Here is a 16949-nt window from a genome sequence, read left to right as displayed (position 1 = left end):
ATCGAGCCCTGTCTATCCTTTCTTTTCAATCCCCTTTGCCGCCTCGCCCTTCTCTCCGCCTGGCAGCTCTTTTCTGGCTGGCGGCCTGCCAAACTCTTTAAAGCTCCTCGCCAGCCCTTTAAGCCTCGCCTCTACGAGGAAGTTGAGCGTCCCTTCGGGGAAGTTGCCTTCCGCGTCCCGTGCGCCCGCCACCTCGCCCGTGAGGATCTCAAGGCCTTCATCTACGTGCTCGATCGGGTATATGGCGAACCTGCCTTCTTTCACCGTGTCCACCACCTCTCGCTTGAGCATCAGATTTCTGACGTTCCTGCTCGGGATTATGACCCCCTGGGAGCCTGTGAGCCCCTTTGCCTTGCAGATCTCGAAGAACCCCTCTATCTTCTCGTTCACGCCCCCTATGGGCTGGACCTCTCCCCTCTGGTTCATGGAACCGGTGACCGCTATGCCCTGGTCGAGCGGAACGCCGGAGAGGCTGGAGAAAAGGGCGTATATCTCGGTGCAGGTGGCGCTGTCGCCCTCTATCTCTTCATATAGCTGTTCAAAGGTTATGGTGGCGGAAAGGGTGAGCGGGAACTTCTGCGCGAAGCGCTCGCCCAGGAAGCTCGTGAATATCATGAGGGCCTTGTTGTGTATGCGGCCGCTCATCTTCACCTCCCTTTCTATGTTCACTACGCCGGCGTCCCCCATGAAGACCCTGGCGGTTATCCTCGAAGGCTTCCCGAAGGGGAAGTCCCCGGGGTCGAGGACCGCGAGCCCGTTTACCTGGCCCACGACCTTCCCGCCGGTGGCGACCATGATGGTATCTTCCTTTATATAGTCCCGGAGCTTATCCGATATCTTCGAGTTCCTGTATATCCTCTCGGCGTCGGCGCGCTCTACGTGCGCCTCCGACACGTTCTTCGCGCCTTCGGTCCCGGCCCAGTAGCTCGCCTCGACCACGATATTGGCTATCTCGTTGAACTTGGCCGAGAGCTTCTCCTTGTCCCCCGAGAGCCTCGCCCCGAGCTCTATTACACTACTGACCCCGGTACGGTCGAACTGCAGCAAGCCTTCCTCCCTGCACCTGGTCGCTATGAAGTGAGCGTACTTCTCGATATTCGCGTCTGTCCTGGGCATGACGGTATCGAAGTCGGCCTTTACCTTGAAGAGCTTCCTGTACTCGCTGTCGAGGTTATAGAGGAGATAATAGATGAAGGGCTCGCCGATGATGACGAGCTTTATATTGACCGGGATGGGCGCTGGCTTCAGAGTTGTGGAGGATACGAGCCTGTACTGCTCCCACGGGTCCTCGATGCGCGCCTCCCTGTTCTTTATCATCCTTTTAAGGGACTCGTAGACGAAGATGTTCCTCAATACGTCCATGGCGTTCACAATAAGGTAGCCGCCGTTGGCCTTCTGCACGCTCCCGGCCTTTATCATGGTGAAATCGGTCGTGGCCACCCCGAGCTGCACCCTGTACTCGATCCTCCCGAAGAGGTTCGTATAGGTGGGGTTCGTCTCGAATACGACCGGCGCGCCCTCGGCGTCCTTGTTGTTGACGAAGATGTTGACCTTGTAGCGCTCGAAGCTCGGCTCCGGCTTCTGGAGCCTTATGCCGCCTATGGCGAGAGGGACCTCTTCCTTGGGCCTGAAGTCGTCTATGTTGCCGAGTATATCTTCCTTTACCTTATAGAGGTACTCGACTACCCCCGTGAACTCCTTGAACTTCTCCAAAAGCTCGTTTATTGCCGGATTCACGACATACTGCACCACTTCCCTGTCCAGGGCGTTTATCCTGTCCTTGGTCTCTTTCTCGATATTCCTTGCCTCGCGGATGGCGTCAGAGAGCTTGTCCTGCATCACGGCGAGGTCCTGCTCTATCTCGCTCCTTTTCGCGGCAGGCAGCCCTTCGAACTCATCCTGGCCCATGGGCTTGCCGTTCTTGGCCGGCACGACCGCCAGGCCGCTTACCGTTTTCTTGAGGATGAGCCCCCGCTCCAGGGCCTTCTGCTCGAGACGGAAAAAGAGCGCCCTCGTGCGCTCCTGCTGCCCTTCGAGTATCTCATCCCTGTGCTTTTCGTAGTCCTTTGACTCGAAGACCTTGGGGATGTCCCTGCGGAGCGTTTCCACCAGCTCGTCCATCTCTACCGAGAACTCGGTGCCACGGCCCGGCGGCAGGTTTATCGACATGGGGGTGTCGGCGTCGGTGAAGTTGAAGACATAACACCAGTCGTCGGGTACAGGCTCGTCCTTGGCCTTGGCCTCGATTATGTCCTTTACCGTGGTCGATTTGCCGACCCCGGGCTCTCCCAGGACGAAGATATTATAGTTGTGGTTGGTTATCCCGAGGCCGAAATCTATGGAGCGCAGCGCCCTGTCCTGCCCTATTATCTCCTGAAGGGACGGGATCTCGCTGGTGGTGCCGAAGGAGAACCTCTCCGGGCTGCATCTCCATCTCAACTGGTCTGCTGGCAACGGATTTACTTTCGGCATTGTACCCCCCTGAATACCGGATTTTAAAACAGGCTATATACGTTTAGCAGGTTGCTGAAAAACTCAAGATCACGTTCAGGCTTCAAATGCGGTCAAGATGCAAGGAGCCGAAACAGGAGGAACGAGGCGTACCTGGATGGTACGCCTCAGTGACGAATTTTGAAGACACACCGCAGATTGGCCTTTTTCAGCGGCCTGTTAGATTATAACATAGGCGGCTAATGCAGGTGGCCATGACCCTTCTCCTTATGGGCTATCTTGCCGTATATGTCATTGGGGTTGCAACCGGAGCACTCGGCCTGCAGGGTGGTATAGAATATGTGGTGATCATGGGCGAGCCTCTCGTTTATCTCGCCGAATATCTCCCCCATCCTCCACCTCTGCGTCGGTAAGATGTCGACGTGAGCGCTCAAGGCGTACACGTTATGGCAGATAGACCAGATATGGAGGCTGTGTATGCTGGATACGCCCTCGGAGGCCATTATGTCATCCCTCACGGTCTTCAGGTCTATCTCCCTGGGCACGCCCTCGAGGAGTATGTGCGAGGACTCCCTTATTATCTTCACCGCCCCGTGCACGATTATGACGCAGATGAGCATGCTTATGAGCGGGTCTGCCTGATACCAGCCGGTGTAGTAGATTACGGCCGCCGCCACTATGACGCCCACGGAGGCCGCCGCGTCGCCTACCACGTGTATGAAGGCGCTCTTGACGTTCAGGTCGCTTACCGCGTAGCGATGGAGCCACATGGCGACCACCAGGTTCACGGCAAGGCCGATGGTAGCGACGATGAGGACCCCGACGCTCTCTACCGGCTCAGGCGAGACGAACCTTGTAATGCCCTTGTAGAGGATGAACGCCGTAATGAGGATGAGGACGAAGCTGTTTATGAACGAGACAAAGACCTCTACCCTGTGGAGGCCGTAGGTCCTCTTCTCGGTAGGCGGCATGTCGGCTATGTAGATGGCGAAAAGGCTTAAGGAGAGGGCGAATACGTCCATGAAGACGTGAGCGGCGTCTGAGAGCAGGGCCAGGGAGTTCGTCCACCAGCCGCCTATGAGCTCAGCGAAGAAAATGAGGCCGGTAAGCGTGATAGAGACCAGGAGGCGCCTTTTTACCCTGGCGTCCAGGTCATGGCCGTGTTCGTGGCCCGTATGTGAGTGAGTATCCATAAGGCCTTGTTTATTGACACAAATATCAGGGTATTACCCAGATATTCTCCTTCTTTAATGATACCCTGATACTGCGGCCTACCGCAAGTTCAAGTTTTCTGAGGACGAAGTTGGGGAGTTCCGCCTTTAATGGGGTCCTGCCTTCCCCGGCCTCAAGATAGAGTATATGGGTCGAGCCCTTGCCGATTGTGCCGATTATCTCGCACTCGAGTATATTGTCCTGCACGCGCCCGAGCACCCTGTCGGGGCGTATGACCAGTATCTCCTCGGGCCTTATGCAGAAAGTGACCTCAACGCCCGGCGCGGGATCCGCTCCGGCTCGAGCGGGCGCCTTTATCATTCCTATATCCGGGGTATCTATCACTATGTTGCCGCCCTCTATGCAAGCGACCACGCCGGAGAAGATATTCCTTACCCCCATAAACCTCGCCACGTTCCTTGTGGCCGGCCTGTAAAAGACGTCCTCCTGCGTGCCGACCTGCTCTATCGAGCCGTTATTTATGACGGCCACCCTCTTGCCAAGCATGAATGCCTCCTCAAGGTCATGCGTTACGAGGACGGTCGTCATCGGATAGATCCTGTGGATGTTCAGCAGGTCGGCCCTGAGCTTCTCCCTCACCTGGTAGTCAAGCGCTGAGAAGGGCTCATCGAGGAGAAGGACCCTCGGCTCCGCCGCAAGGGTCCTGGCAAGCGCGGTCCTCTGCTTCTGGCCGCCAGAGAGCTCATGCGGGAACCTCTCCTCAAGCCCTGTAAGCCTCATGACCGAGAGTAGCTCCTTGACCTTTTGCGAGCCATCCCCATCTATGGCGTAAGCGATATTTTCACGGACGGTCATGTGCGGGAAAAGGGCATAGTCCTGAAACAGGTAGCCCACCTTCCTGTTCCTTATTGGAACGTTCACGCCGCGCCTTGAATCGAATAGAGTTACAGGTCCGGATGCGACCCTGCCCTCGTCAGGGGCGACTATGCCCGATATCATCTTGAGTATCATCGTCTTGCCCGCCCCTGAAGGGCCGAAGAGCACAAGTAGCTCCTCGTCGAGGGCAAGCTCGATATCTACATGGAAGCCGGGAAGCCTCTTTTTAAGTGAAAGTTCCAACATGCGCTTTTAAAGCCTCAGCCTGCTGAACCTGCCAGCGAAGTACAATACAGAGAAGGAAAAAAGGGTTATTATGCCGACAAGCACGTTGGCGGTGTAGTCGTCCCCTGACTGGACCGCGTCATATATGGCTATCGGCAGGGTCTGGGTAAGGCCGGGGATGTTGCCGGCTATCATCAGGGTGGCCCCGAACTCGCCGGTAGCGCGCGCAAAAGCCATGACAGCCCCGGCGAGTATCCCCCTCCAGGCAAGCGGAAGCGTTACGGTCCTTATGACCTGAAGCTCGGTCTTCCCCAGGAGCCTCGCCGCGTTCTCAAGCTCCTCGCCAACGCCTTCAAGCGCGGCCCTCGCGGGCTTCACGAACAGCGGCAGAGAGGAGATGAAGGCCGCCACGACAGCGCCCTTCCAGGTAAAGACCACCTCTATGCCCAGCGTATTTTCAAGGAAGCCGCCGAGCCAGCCTGACCTGCCGAATACTGTAAGGAGATAATAGCCCAGGACGGTAGGCGGGATGACAAGCGGCTGCATGATGACCGCGTCAAGGAGCCCCTTGCCCAGGAACGACCGTTTCGCCATTACCCAGGCAAGCGCGAGCCCGACGGTGATGGTAAAGGCCGTCGCGATGAGCGAGACCTTTACGGTTATGTAAAGAGGGAAGATGTCCATCGGTTATTTGGGCAGCATGAAGCCGTACTTCTCCATTATCGGCCTGCCCTTTGGCCCGTTCACAAATTTTATGAAATCACGGGCAGCCCGCCCTTCTTTTGATCTCGCCACGACAGCGGCCGCCTGGTCTATGGGCCTGTGAAGCTCTTGAGGGATGACGCTGTATTCTATCTCCGGCACGTTCACGACCGAAAGGGCGATTATTCCAACCGGCGCGTTGCCGGATTGTACGAACTGGAGCGCCTGTCTTATGTTTTCGCCGTATACGAGCCTTGGTTTAACATCGTCCCATATGCCTGCGGACTTCATCGCCTCCATCGCGGCTATGCCGTAGGGCGCGTGGTCGGGGTTGGCTATGGCTATGCGACCGGTGCGGCCCTTGAGGTCCTCAAGGTGCGCTGCCTTTATCCCTGAGCCTTTTTTAACGGCCAGGACGATCCTCCCCCTCGCGTATATCCCGGCGGTCTCTTTTAAGACGTGTCCTCCTCTGCCAAGCTCATCGATATATTTTGAGTTGGCCGAGAAAAATACGTCAAAGGGCGCGCCGTGCTCTATCTGCCTGGCGAGCATGCCGGTTGAGCCAAGCGAGAGGACGACCTTATTGCCGGTCTCCTTTTCGAACTGTAACGCTATCTCCTTCAAGGCAAATGAGAGGTCCGCCGCGGCGGCGACCCTGAGCTCAGCGCGCGCCTTAAAAGGAAGAACAAGAAGTATCAAGATTATAAAAAGGACTTTTTTCAGCATCTCGCAGACAAAAAAAAACCAACGCCATGGAAAGGTGTTGGTTGGTTCAATCTCCTTTCCATCGGGAGGCCGGGCCGTTTCCAGCCAGGCCCTATCGGCCAGTCCCCTTAGCCCTTGAGGGGCCTTAGGAGAGATGGCTCGGAGACCATGATCCATATTTTTAGCAGGTTGCTCAAAAAGCTCAATATACGAAACGACGATGACAACGACGCAGATGGACTTTTCAAGCGACCTGTGCAGGGCTTTCGCCCATTTAAGATCAGCTTACCATGGAAAAAGACCGTGAGTCAAGGCAGGCTACAACGCGGCTGGCTCTGACGGTATCAGGAAGCCGAAGGTCACCCCGTTCTCCTCGCCGGCCCTTACCCAAACCCTGCCGCCGTGCGCCTCGACAAAGCTCTTCACTATGCTCAAGCCCAGGCCCGCCCCGCCCGTCTTGACACCATCTTCGGTCTGGTAGAAGGCCTCGAATATCCTCTCGGCCTGCTCGCTTGATATGCCCTTGCCGTCATTGGAGACGGAAAGACTCAAGCCCGCAGGCACGACCTCCGCGGCGACCTCGACCTTTGTGGCGGCGTGCTTGAAGGCGTTGCTCAGGAGGTTATATATGACCCTTTTGAGCTTGTCTGAATCGGCGAAGACCTCCATGCCCTCGAAAGCCGGGCCGACTGAAGGCTCGCCCATAAACAGGAGCAGCTTGCCGGCCCCCTCGAACGGCATCGCGGCTTCGCAGATGGCCTCGGCGACACTGACCCTCTCCTTCCTCAACATCACGCTTGCGTTTTCAGCCCTGCTGTAGTCGAGTATATCAGAGGTCATGGAGCCTATCTTCAGGGCCGAGGAGGAGATGACCTTGAGCTTTCTTTTCACCGTGTCAGAAAGAGCCGGCAGCATAAGAAGCAGTTCCGCGTTCACCGTGATAGAGGTCAACGGGCCCCGTATGTCATGTATGATGTGGTCTATGTACATCTTCCGGAGCTTGTCGAGCTCCTTCTGCCTGGTCATGTTGAAGGCTATGCCGAGAAAGCACTTTATATCGCCTCTGGCGTCCTTTATGGCATTTATCGAAAGAAGGACAGGTACCTCTCGCCCGTCCTTGGCGAGGTTTATGATCTCTCCCCTCCAATATCCTACAGCCGGGTCGAGAATGTCCTTCCACATCTTCTCATATAGAGCCTTTGTGGAATGGGATGATTTCAAAACCCTGGGGTTTCGTCCGAGGACCTCATGGCGCTCGTAGCCGTAGGTCTCCTGAAATGCCTGGTTTACGTCTATTATGGAGCCGTCCCTGTCCGTGACAGAGACCGCGTCGTTAGAAAACTTGAACATCCGCCTGAACTCGTCGCTTAGAAACGCCGGCATGGCGGTCTTCCTGACTGACAGTGCCAGCAGATACGAATATATCTCCCCTGAACGGTCCCTCAGGGGATGGGTCAACAGATAGAACTCCGCAACCGTCCCGCCCTTACAGAGGAACGCGGCCTTTTTGGGGGGTGTGCCAGATTGCCCTTCGGCGCCGTCAAGTATCGAGAGAAAAACATCTTCCATGCCGGAGGGGGCCAGAGAGGTGAACTCCCTGCCCAGCACATCTTCGGCATCGTAGCCGAGCATATCCTCCAGCCTCTGGCTGAACCTTATAATACGTCCCTGCCTGTCCAGGCTGAGACTTCCTTCCTTTGACATAGCTGTCTTTACCGTTCCTTAATGGGCTCCATTGCCCGAAGATAAACCGCTTATCAGATCCGCGATCTCAGTTTCCATGCCAGGCGAGAAACGCACCCCTACCTTCCTGGTCCCTCCTGCCTCGCCGACCCAGGCCACCTCCGCGTCTATAAGCAGTGCGGATGATACGGCGGGTTTTATCCCCACCGTGATAGATAAGCCGCTGCCCAGTCTTTTTTCAGTGCTGAACATGAGACCGCCGCAGCTTATGTTCTCCGTTACGGACCTGAAGGAACCGGTCCCTCCGGTGCTCCTTAACTCAAGAGGAAGGGCGGAACTGAACCGCTGGTGCGCCCTCTTGCCATATGAGCACCCTGCCTCGAGCTTCCATAAGGAGATCTCCGCCAACGGGCTTGGCCGGGACCTGCCACGCTCCCACCGGTTCACGGTCGAGAAACTTACCCCAAGCTCCCTGGCCAGCTTCTCCTGTGACCAGCCCAGAAAATCCCTAAGACGCTTTATATCACCAGGCCCCATAATCCCCCCGCCCACTCTATCTGCCATGATCAAACCACTCACTTGCTATAGCAAAGCATATATCATATACCCCAAAAAAATCAAGGAAGTCATCTACCCATGGCAGAGTACTTCCTTGGCTGAAACCTTAAATTACCAATAAAACCAATTACTTGATGAGCATTTCCAGGAAGGTCTTTCCGTTGGCGGGGCTATCGACTCCAAGGGAATCCGCTATCGTGGCGCCCAGGTCCGCAAACGTTGCTCTTGTGCCGAGGTTGACCCCCGGCAATATGCCCTTTCCAAAGACTATAAGGGGCACATACTCCCTCGAATGGTCTGTTGATGGCGTGGTCGGGTCGCAGCCGTGGTCCCCTGTTATGAAGAGGATATCCCTGGGGCCGAGCCTGGAGATCACCTCCGGTATCCTTGAATCGATATGCTCAAGGGCGCGGCCATAGCCCGTGGCGTCGTTCCTGTGGCCGTAGAGGGTATCGAAGTCAACGAGGTTGGTGAAGACGAGCCCTTTCGCGCAAGAGTCCATGGCCTCTATCGTCTTATCAAGGCCATCGTCGTCGCTTATCGTATGGACCTCTCCGGTAAGGCCGCGGTGCGCGAATATGTCGCCTATCTTGCCGATGCCTATAACTTTAAGGCCCGCGCCTTTTATCTTCTCAAGAAGCGTTTCCCCAGGCGGAGGCACCGCATAGTCCTTCCTGGCCGGGAGCCTCGCGAAGCTTCCCGGCCTGCCGGTAAAAGGGCGGGCTATGACCCTGCCGATATTGTAATCGTCGGCTATCTTCCGCGCCTTCTCGCAGACCCTGTAAAGCTCGGGGACGGGTATGACCTCCTCATGCGCGGCTATCTGGAAGACGCTGTCGGCAGAGGTGTAGACGATGAGCCTGCGGGTCTTCAGGTGCTCTTCCCCGAGCCGCTCTATTATCTCGGTGCCTGAGGCGGTCTTGTTCCAGAGCCAGCCCCAGCCCGTCTCCCTTGCGAACCTCTCCATCACCTCAGGCGGGAAGCCCTCGGGAAAGACTGGAAAGGGCCTGTCCAGCACTATCCCCATCATCTCCCAGTGTCCGGTGGCGGTATCCTTTCCGGGTGAGGCCTCGCGCATGCGCCCGAAGGAGCCTGAAGGTGTAGCCGCCTTCGTAACCGTGTCCACGCCGTCGATCCGCCCCAGCCCCAGCGAGGAAAGGTTCGGCACTTTAAGCCCGCCCACGGCCCTTGAGAGGTTATCGATGGTGTCGCTGCCTGAGTCCCCGTACCCGGAGGCGTCAGGCATCTCCCCGGCCCCAAGGCCGTCGAAGACTATCACGACCGCCCGGTCAAACAGACCCATCTAACCCTTGGCCCCTTCTAGCCTGTAGCCCCTGGGGGTGACCATCCTGCCCATGGCGATGAAGGTGGAGGAGTTGCCTATGACGAGTATGGTCAGCATGTCTATCCTGTCCGCCAGAGAAGGCACGTTGTCAAGGGTCGTTATCAACGCCTCCTCGTCTTCGCGCGACGCGTTCCTCACTATTCCAACAGGGGTCGCCCCCTTCCTGTAGCGGCCTATGATGGAAAGGGCCTTGCCGAGCCCCTCGACCCTTTTGGAACTCTTGGGGTTATAGAGCAAGATCACGAAGTCGGCCTTGGCGGCCGCCTCGACCCTCTCCTGTATCACAGGCCAGTCGGTAAGGAGGTCCGAAAGCGATATGGAGGCGAAGTCATGCATCAACGGCGCGCCCAGAAGGGAGGCAGCCGAGACAAAGGCCGGCACGCCGGGAATGACCTCTACCTTTACGTCATCTGAACCGGAGGCCGCCATAAGCTCGAAGACCAGCCCGGCCATGCCGTATATCCCGGCATCACCCGAAGAAACTACCGCAACCGTCTTGCCGCCCCTGGCAACCTCGACCGCCCTGGCGCACCTTTCGACCTCGTGCGTCATGCCTGTAGAGAAGACCTCCTTGCCCTGGATAATGGGGCGTACAAGGTCTACGTACCTCGTGTATCCGACTATGCACTCGGCCTCTTGAAGGACCTCTTTCGCCCTGATGGTAAGGTGCTCAAGCCCTCCGGGGCCGATACCTACGACGTAAACGGCGCCCTTGCTATCGCAACCGTCACTTTTTTGTGCTTTATCTTTTTTAGACATAGCTCCCTTGCGCCTGCGCCAAGGAGGGCGGCCGGTTCTGCCACGCCCCCGGTGCCTGTTATTTGTTCAACGAACCTCGAAGGAGAGGTGGGGTATTCTACATCCCTGAGCCTCTCGCTCCCGTAATAATCTATAGATATACCAAGCTCTCCGGCAAGCTCAACAAGCCCTTTCTCTCCTCTTTTGAGCTCTGCCGTGGCCAACGATTTCAAGGAATGGATGGACAGGCCCGCCTCCTTCATCGCAAGGTCAATCGCGCCCTTTATATCAACGCTTTCCACACCCCTGCAGCAGCCGACCCCCGCTACCAGCTCTTTCGGCCTGAGTATCAGCGTCCTGCGCTGCAATGCCTTCGCGACCCCTACCCGCTCGCTTGTTATTAGGGCAACCGCTTCGCCATCTGGTAGCTCGGCGGGCATACTCTTCCTGAATCTGAACCGTTCTCCGAACCTCTCCTTCAGGCTTTTAAGCCTCCCGGCGTCCCGGTCGACGATATGGACCTTTCTACCGTTGAGTATGGCGGAGTTGGCGGCCTTTATCATGCCGGGGTTTTCTACGTGGAGGGAGAAGGCCTTCGCGACGTCCTCTATGCAGGGAAGCCCCCAGATGTCCGTGGCTGTCGTTATGACCGGGGTGGAACCAAGCGCCTTTGCCACTTCTTCGGCGAGCCTGTTGGCCCCTCCAAGGTGGCCGGAAAGCAGGCTGATGCTCCACCTCGCCCTCTCATCGACCACGACTACGGCAGGGTCGAGGTGCTTGGCCTTGATCAACGGGGCTATCGCCCTTATTGCTATGCCTATGGCTGAGATAAAAACGAGGGCGCCGGAGGTATTGAAGGCCGAGGCGGCTATCCTTTTAAGCCCCCCGTCCTTGAGCTCTGCAGGTAGTACGACCCTTACGCCTTCGATCGCATCCTCAAGTTTCTCCGCAAGCCCAAGCCCCCTGCTGGTCAAGGCAAGGACGGTTATCCCTTTTTTATTATCGCCTGTATTCGTCAACTTCCCTTATTACCTCTCTAAGCCTTGATACCATGATATCGAAGAGCTTCTCGCCCTTCTCCTTCGTAGCCTTTCCGGGGTCGCCCCAGACGGCGCCCGGCCAATATTTCAACTTGTCCCTGACTACAAGCGGCCTGGGAAAGGCCGGGTACTCCTCCTTCCCTCTTCCGGTCACGAGCCCCGGCGCGAGGTGAAGCATCAAAGAGGTCTCCATCTCACCGGCGTGAGAGTCGTTTTTGGTCTCGGCGAGCTCATAGGCCTCTTTTCCGAGCACTTCATAGATTGAAAAGGCGGCCATGGCGAGCCCATCGAGCTCGGCCACAAGCGACTCGGCTACCTCTCTTAACGCCGAGACGTGCAAAGAGCCTCCGTGGCCTGAGACGAGGATGACCTTCCTGAACCCATGCGCATAGGAGCTACGAACTATGTCGGTTGCGATGGCCCTCAAAGACGCGGGCGTAATACCTATGGTCCCGGGGTGTTGGGCGGTAGAGGTGCATACGCCGTATTGGACCGGAGGGGCCATGATGGCGTCCTCTCTCCCCTCAACGGCCTTCTTTACGGCCTCTCGTATTATAAGCGTATCGGTATTGAGCGGCAGATGCTCTCCGTGGGCCTCGACCGTGCCGAAAGGCACCACGAGCACGGCCTTTTTTACGAGCCTGCCGAAATCCTTCATCGTGATCTCGCCAAGGAGCATCGGTTTATCCCTTTCTGGACCTTATTGAAAGATAGATAAGAGACCCGACCGCCGCCCCGGCGCCGTTTGCCAGCGCGTCCAGTACTTCAGCCGTACGGGTCGCGGTAAGGCTCTGGAGGAGCTCGACCATCGCCCCGAAGGAACTTGCGAAGAGGACCGCCGCCACGGCAGCCGCGAACGCCCCAACGGGCCTTGTCATATAGAGCGCCCTCAAAAAGACGCAGGCCATTACCAGATAGGCGGTCCCATGGTAAAACTTATCCTCGTAGCCCGCTGGGCCGCCTTGCGCCGGCATAAGCGATAGTATGAGGACGAGCGAGGCATAAAGGACGACAGGGGCCCATGCCCGGAGCATCGCCTTCACTTCCTGAAACCGTGGCTGAAGCCGGGGTCATAGAGCCTGGAACGCTCAACAGGCCCGTCGCCTATGGCATTGCCGACTATGATCATGGCCTGCCTTGTAACCCCGGCCTCGTTGACCTTCCCGGCGATATCGGCGAGCGTCCCCTTTATCACCAGCTCGTCCTCCCATGAGGCCCGGTAGACGACGGCCACCGGCGTTTCAGGCGTATAGCCGGCCAAAAGCTCTCTGACTACATCTTCGATCATGGAGATGCTGAGGAATACGCAGATGGTAGAGCCGTGGGAAGAAAGCGCCCTCAGGCGCTCCTTGTCCGGCACCGGGGTCCTCCCCTCCATCCTTGTGAAGATGACCGTCTGCGTAACACCCGGCAGCGTAAGCTCTCTTTTCAGGGCGGCGGCCGAGGCGAAGGCGGAAGAAACGCCGGGGACTACGACGTAAGGTATCTCCTCTTTCTCAAGGGCCTCGGCCTGCTCCCTCAAGGCCCCGTAAAGGGACGGGTCGCCGGTCTGGAGCCTCACCACCTTTTTGCCCTTCCGCGCAGCCTCTGTCATAAGCGAGGTTATCTCAGGGAGGCTCATCGACGCGCTGTTGAATATCTCCGGGCTCCGCTCGCAGTACTCAAGCACACGTTCCCTTACAAGAGACCCGGCGTAGATGACCAGGTCGGCCTCTTTAAGGAGCTTCATCCCCTTTACGGTTATCAGCTCAGGGTCGCCAGGCCCGGTGCCGATGAAATAGACGGTCGAAGGTTTTCGCTTTTGGTCAGCCATTTTTCCTTACTATTATCGTTGAAAAATAATCGAGCCGCTTTCCGGCAAGGCCCGCGAGGTCGGTTATTACTTCCTCTTCAGGCCAGCCTACCCTCGATACCAGAGTAGACCTCTCAAGAAGGCCCGCTTCCCTCAGTAGCTCTATCAACGCGTCTATGGCCCTGTTCACCTTCATGAGCACAATGGTCTCCGCGGCGCCGATGGCCTCTCGCACCTTTTGAAGCTCATAGGCAGCAGGTATGATTATAACCCTCTCGTCCGTTTCCGCAAGAGGGAGGGCAAGCCTTGAAGCCGCCGCGGAAAACGATGTAACGCCGGGCACGGACCTTACTTGAGACCCCGGCGAAAGCTCCTTTACGAACGGGACGAGGTAGCTGAAGGTCGAGAAGAGAAGCGGATCTCCGAGCGTTATGAAGGCCACGTCCGCGCCTCTTTCGAGCCTCTTTGAGATGAGTGTAGCGGCCTGCCTCCTCGAAGCCAGAAGGGCGGACGGGTCCTTTGTCATCGGGAACGGCAGCTCTACAAGCTCCTTTGAGTCTATGTCAACGGCCTTCCTGACGATCGCGAGCGCGACGCTCTCTGAGCCGGCCTCCGACCTCGGTACCGCGAGCGCCCCCGCGCCCCTTATGACATTGATCGCCTTTAGCGTCAAAAGCTCCGGGTCTCCCGGACCGACGCCTACCCCGTAAAAGGTCCCTACTTTAAGCATCTCTTCCCCTTTATTATGAAGACCGGGTTATGGGAGGAGAGCATGCTAAGGTCTCCAACGCTCCTGGCCTTTGAGATGCCGGCGAGCACAAGTTCCCGCTCCCATCCCTTTTTCTTGAAGAACCCGAAGGCCGCCGAGGCCGTCTCCATCGTGACCGCGTTCACCACTATCCTCCCATTGGGCTTAAGCCGCCTTTGGGCAGCCGCGAGTATCTTCGATATGTCTTTTCCACCGCCGCCGACAAAGACCGCGTCAGGCGCCGGCAGCCCCTTGAGAGAAGCAGGGGCCTCACCCTCTACTACGACAAGGCCGACGCTATCGAACCTTCTTTTGTTCTCAATGATGTCCTTGACGCGTTTGCGGTCCCGCTCTATCGCGAAGACCCTCTGCCCGGTTATGCGGCCTGCCTCTATGGCTACAGAGCCTGAGCAGGCGCCTATGTCCCAGACGATATCGCCATACTTAAGTTCGAGCTTTGAAATGGAAATGACCCTCAGCTCCTCTTTGGTTATCATCCCGCCGGAATGGGCGAAGAGGCTGTCGGGTATGCCGGGGGCCACACTTGAGCCAACGAGTCTTTTATCATTAATGATGATGAGGATATTGAGCGGTGCGAAGGACTTGAACCTTGATACGGCTTCGAGCGTCCCTTCCCTTATCTTCTCTCCCGGGCCGAGGGACTCGCAGACGAACGCCCTGCAGCCGGAGATGCCTCTTTCCACAAGCTCCCCGCATATCCTGGCGGGAGTGTTCTCCGTGTCTGTAAATAGCGCGAGCTTCTCATTCGACCTCGCATCATTGGCAAGCATGGCGTAATCGGCCTGCCTGCCGTGGACGCTCAATATCTTGACTCCGTTCAGGTCCTCTTTAATGCGCGAGAAGGCCTCCTGGACAGCGCTTACATTCGGAATTATCTCGACCCCGCGCTTGCCGAACCTTTTTATAATAAAAGAACCTATGCCGAAGATGAGCGGGTCGCCTGTTGCGAGCACTACTACCGGCCGAGCGCTCTTTTTCAGGTGCCTCTCCATCTTCAGGGCCGCCTCATCGATGCTCCCGAGGGGCACCCTTGCGGCGTTTGCCTCAGGGAACTCGTCGAGGTGCCTCCTGCCGCCTACAAGGAGGCCCGCCTCCCGGATTATCTTAAGCGGCCTCTCAAGGAGGCTCGCCCTCCCCTGTATGCCTATGCCGATCACGTATATCATCTTATCAACACCCTGAGGCCACCTCTCCGTCGCCATAACCGGCAAGTATAGCGGCAGCCGTCTTGCCTTCGCCCAATATCTTCTCCGAATTCCTCCTGACAAGCAGGCAGACCTCGTCTATTACCTTGCCAAGCCCGGCTTCCCGGAGGATGAAAAACACCTCACGCGCGGTATTGGCCTCTTGCACCCTCAGAGCCAGCTCCTCTGTAGCGCCAGCGGCGCGGCAGAGGCCGGCGAGAAAACCAAGCTCGATGGAAGAATCGCTGCAGTGCGTCTCGAAGTGCCCTGCCGCGAGCTTGCTGAACTTTCCGAACTGCCCGGCCACAGTTACTTTTTTAAGCCCGCTCCTTTTGGCGGCATCCCTCAGGGCATAGCTCATGTGGTCGCCCGTAAGTATATAGGCGGCCTGCGGGAGCTTGAGCATCTTCTCGACGGTCTTCTCGGTAGACCGTCCGGTGGAGAATACGACCTCAGTGATGCCGGCGGCTACGGCCACATCCACCCCGCAGGATATCGAATGGGTATAGGCCTCGAGCGACATGGGCTCGACTATGCCGGTGGTGCCGAGTATGGAGATGCCTCCGATGATGCCAAGCCTCGAGTTCATGGTCTTCAAGGCAAGCGTTTCGCCATCTGGCACCGATATCGTCACCCGGAAGGCGGCCTTGCTTGAACAGGCGGAAGCGGCCTCGATGACCGCCTTCCTTATCATATTAAGCGGCACAGGGTTTATGGCGGGGCGCCCCGGCGGTATCTTGAGGCCGGGCTTTGTGACCACGCCCACGCCCTTGCCGCCCCTTATGCTCACCGAAGGCCTCGCCCTGTTCTCCCCGGTTATCTCGACTCCGGCAACGAACTCAGCTCCGTTGGTAACGTCAGGGTCGTCCCCAGCGTCCTTTATGATGACAGCCCTGGCCAGGCTGCCCGATACCTCTACGGACTTTACAGGGATCTCGATAGACCCGCCCCTGGGAAGGGTCACGAAAACGCGCCCCGATGGTGTGCAGCCGAGAAGCGAAAGCGCCGCTGCCTTTGCCCCGGCAGCGGCGCAAGTGCCCGTCGTGTACCCTTTTCTCAGTCCCTTAGGCATTTCCCGCGGCAGCTTGCCTGCCCCTTCCCAGAAGAAGGCCGAGTATCGCCCCTAACGCGAGCGCGAGAAGGATACCCTGCACCGCCTGAGGCATGACCATGTGGAACCTCTCCGGCTCCATTATCGACAGGATATCGCCCGCGAACTTAAGGGCCAGCCATAACGTAACGGATATGAAAACGGCCTTGAAGACCATGCGCCTGAACGGCAGAAAGCCGCCGAGCACAGCCAGGAGGCCGGCCGTTACGATGCCGAAGACCGCTCCGCCGAAGGTAAAGGAGAGAAGGTTTTGCGTAAAGCTCGACTCAAAGGGGAATATCCCGCTAAAATAGTTCGCGAGATAGCAGAGCCATCCCCAGAGGACCCCGGCCAGAGCCCCTGTCTTGAGACTATCCTTGATAGACAGCATAAAAGGGCCCTCCGTCAGTGGCACGGCATGCCGATTACATGCCTGAAGTCGTGCAGGGCGTCATGCACGCCGGGCGCGACCGATTCCATCCCGAACGCTATTACTACCATGGCGAAAGCGAGCGCCACGAGAACAACTGCAGGTACAAGCGCATCCATACCGCCTCTTTCAAGAATCCTTTCCATCTTTACCCCTCCGTTTTGATTGACGTTAAATATCAGCCCTTA

At 57.4% G+C, this 16949-nt stretch carries 17 protein-coding genes and 1 other annotated feature; all 17 genes read right to left on the bottom strand.

Features of this window, described 5'->3' with window-relative positions; all coding sequences use genetic code 11:
• Positions 1 to 12 precede the first annotated feature (12 nt).
• Entirely contained in the window at positions 13 to 2472 is a 2460-nt protein-coding gene (locus A2V21_309770) for an ATP-dependent protease (protein OIJ74518.1), read from the bottom strand.
• Positions 2473 to 2690: 218 nt separating this feature from the next.
• Positions 2691 to 3644 (bottom strand): hypothetical protein, encoded by a 954-nt coding sequence (locus tag A2V21_309765; protein ID OIJ74517.1) that lies wholly within the window; start codon positions 3642 to 3644, stop codon positions 2691 to 2693.
• Between the two features lie 25 nt (positions 3645 to 3669).
• Entirely contained in the window at positions 3670 to 4746 is a 1077-nt protein-coding gene (locus tag A2V21_309760) for a hypothetical protein (GenBank protein ID OIJ74516.1), read from the bottom strand.
• Positions 4747 to 4752: 6 nt separating this feature from the next.
• Positions 4753 to 5409 (bottom strand): molybdenum ABC transporter permease subunit, encoded by a 657-nt coding sequence (locus A2V21_309755; protein OIJ74515.1) that lies wholly within the window; start codon positions 5407 to 5409, stop codon positions 4753 to 4755.
• A gap of 3 nt (positions 5410 to 5412) precedes the next feature.
• The gene (locus A2V21_309750; GenBank protein ID OIJ74514.1) at positions 5413 to 6153 is read right to left on the bottom strand and encodes a molybdate ABC transporter substrate-binding protein; all 741 of its coding nucleotides are present in this window, start codon (positions 6151 to 6153) and stop codon (positions 5413 to 5415) included.
• 37 nt (positions 6154 to 6190) lie between these two features.
• Positions 6191 to 6309 (bottom strand) — a binding site (molybdenum cofactor riboswitch).
• Positions 6310 to 6450: 141 nt separating this feature from the next.
• Positions 6451 to 7836, bottom strand: a complete 1386-nt coding sequence (locus A2V21_309745; protein ID OIJ74513.1) for a hypothetical protein — start codon at positions 7834 to 7836, stop codon at positions 6451 to 6453.
• An 18-nt stretch (positions 7837 to 7854) separates the two neighbouring features.
• Positions 7855 to 8385 (bottom strand): hypothetical protein, encoded by a 531-nt coding sequence (locus A2V21_309740; protein ID OIJ74512.1) that lies wholly within the window; start codon positions 8383 to 8385, stop codon positions 7855 to 7857.
• A 115-nt stretch (positions 8386 to 8500) separates the two neighbouring features.
• Positions 8501 to 9676 carry a phosphopentomutase gene (locus A2V21_309735; GenBank protein ID OIJ74511.1) on the bottom strand — a complete coding sequence of 392 codons (1176 nt, stop codon included), beginning with the start codon at positions 9674 to 9676 and terminating at the stop codon, positions 8501 to 8503.
• Complete coding sequence (locus A2V21_309730; GenBank protein OIJ75145.1) at positions 9677 to 10408, bottom strand: precorrin-3B C(17)-methyltransferase; 732 nt, start codon at positions 10406 to 10408, stop codon at positions 9677 to 9679.
• A gap of 2 nt (positions 10409 to 10410) precedes the next feature.
• Entirely contained in the window at positions 10411 to 11475 is a 1065-nt protein-coding gene (locus A2V21_309725; protein ID OIJ74510.1) for a hypothetical protein, read from the bottom strand.
• Complete coding sequence (locus tag A2V21_309720; protein ID OIJ74509.1) at positions 11456 to 12175, bottom strand: hypothetical protein; 720 nt, start codon at positions 12173 to 12175, stop codon at positions 11456 to 11458. The genes A2V21_309725 and A2V21_309720 overlap by 20 nt, the downstream gene beginning before the upstream one ends.
• Positions 12176 to 12179: 4 nt before the next feature.
• Entirely contained in the window at positions 12180 to 12530 is a 351-nt protein-coding gene (locus tag A2V21_309715) for a hypothetical protein (protein ID OIJ74508.1), read from the bottom strand.
• A gap of 5 nt (positions 12531 to 12535) precedes the next feature.
• Positions 12536 to 13309, bottom strand: a complete 774-nt coding sequence (locus A2V21_309710) for a precorrin-4 C(11)-methyltransferase (GenBank protein ID OIJ74507.1) — start codon at positions 13307 to 13309, stop codon at positions 12536 to 12538.
• Positions 13302 to 14018: a precorrin-2 C(20)-methyltransferase gene (locus A2V21_309705; protein ID OIJ74506.1), complete on the bottom strand. Its 717-nt coding sequence runs from the start codon at positions 14016 to 14018 to the stop codon at positions 13302 to 13304. The genes A2V21_309710 and A2V21_309705 overlap by 8 nt, the downstream gene beginning before the upstream one ends.
• Positions 14006 to 15259, bottom strand: coding sequence for a hypothetical protein (locus tag A2V21_309700; GenBank protein OIJ74505.1), 1254 nt, complete (start codon positions 15257 to 15259; stop codon positions 14006 to 14008). Before A2V21_309700 ends, A2V21_309705 begins: the two co-directional genes overlap by 13 nt.
• Complete coding sequence (locus A2V21_309695; GenBank protein ID OIJ74504.1) at positions 15228 to 16313, bottom strand: cobalamin biosynthesis protein CbiD; 1086 nt, start codon at positions 16311 to 16313, stop codon at positions 15228 to 15230. Before A2V21_309695 ends, A2V21_309700 begins: the two co-directional genes overlap by 32 nt.
• Entirely contained in the window at positions 16306 to 16722 is a 417-nt protein-coding gene (locus A2V21_309690; GenBank protein ID OIJ74503.1) for a hypothetical protein, read from the bottom strand. Before A2V21_309690 ends, A2V21_309695 begins: the two co-directional genes overlap by 8 nt.
• Positions 16723 to 16949: the final 227 nt, after the last annotated feature.

It is taken from the genome of Deltaproteobacteria bacterium GWC2_55_46 (assembly GCA_001595385.3).
Classification (GTDB): Bacteria; Desulfobacterota; GWC2-55-46; order GWC2-55-46; family GWC2-55-46; genus UBA5799.
The sequence above is the reverse complement of the archived record's forward strand: the minus strand, read 5'-3'. Positions and strand labels throughout refer to the sequence as shown.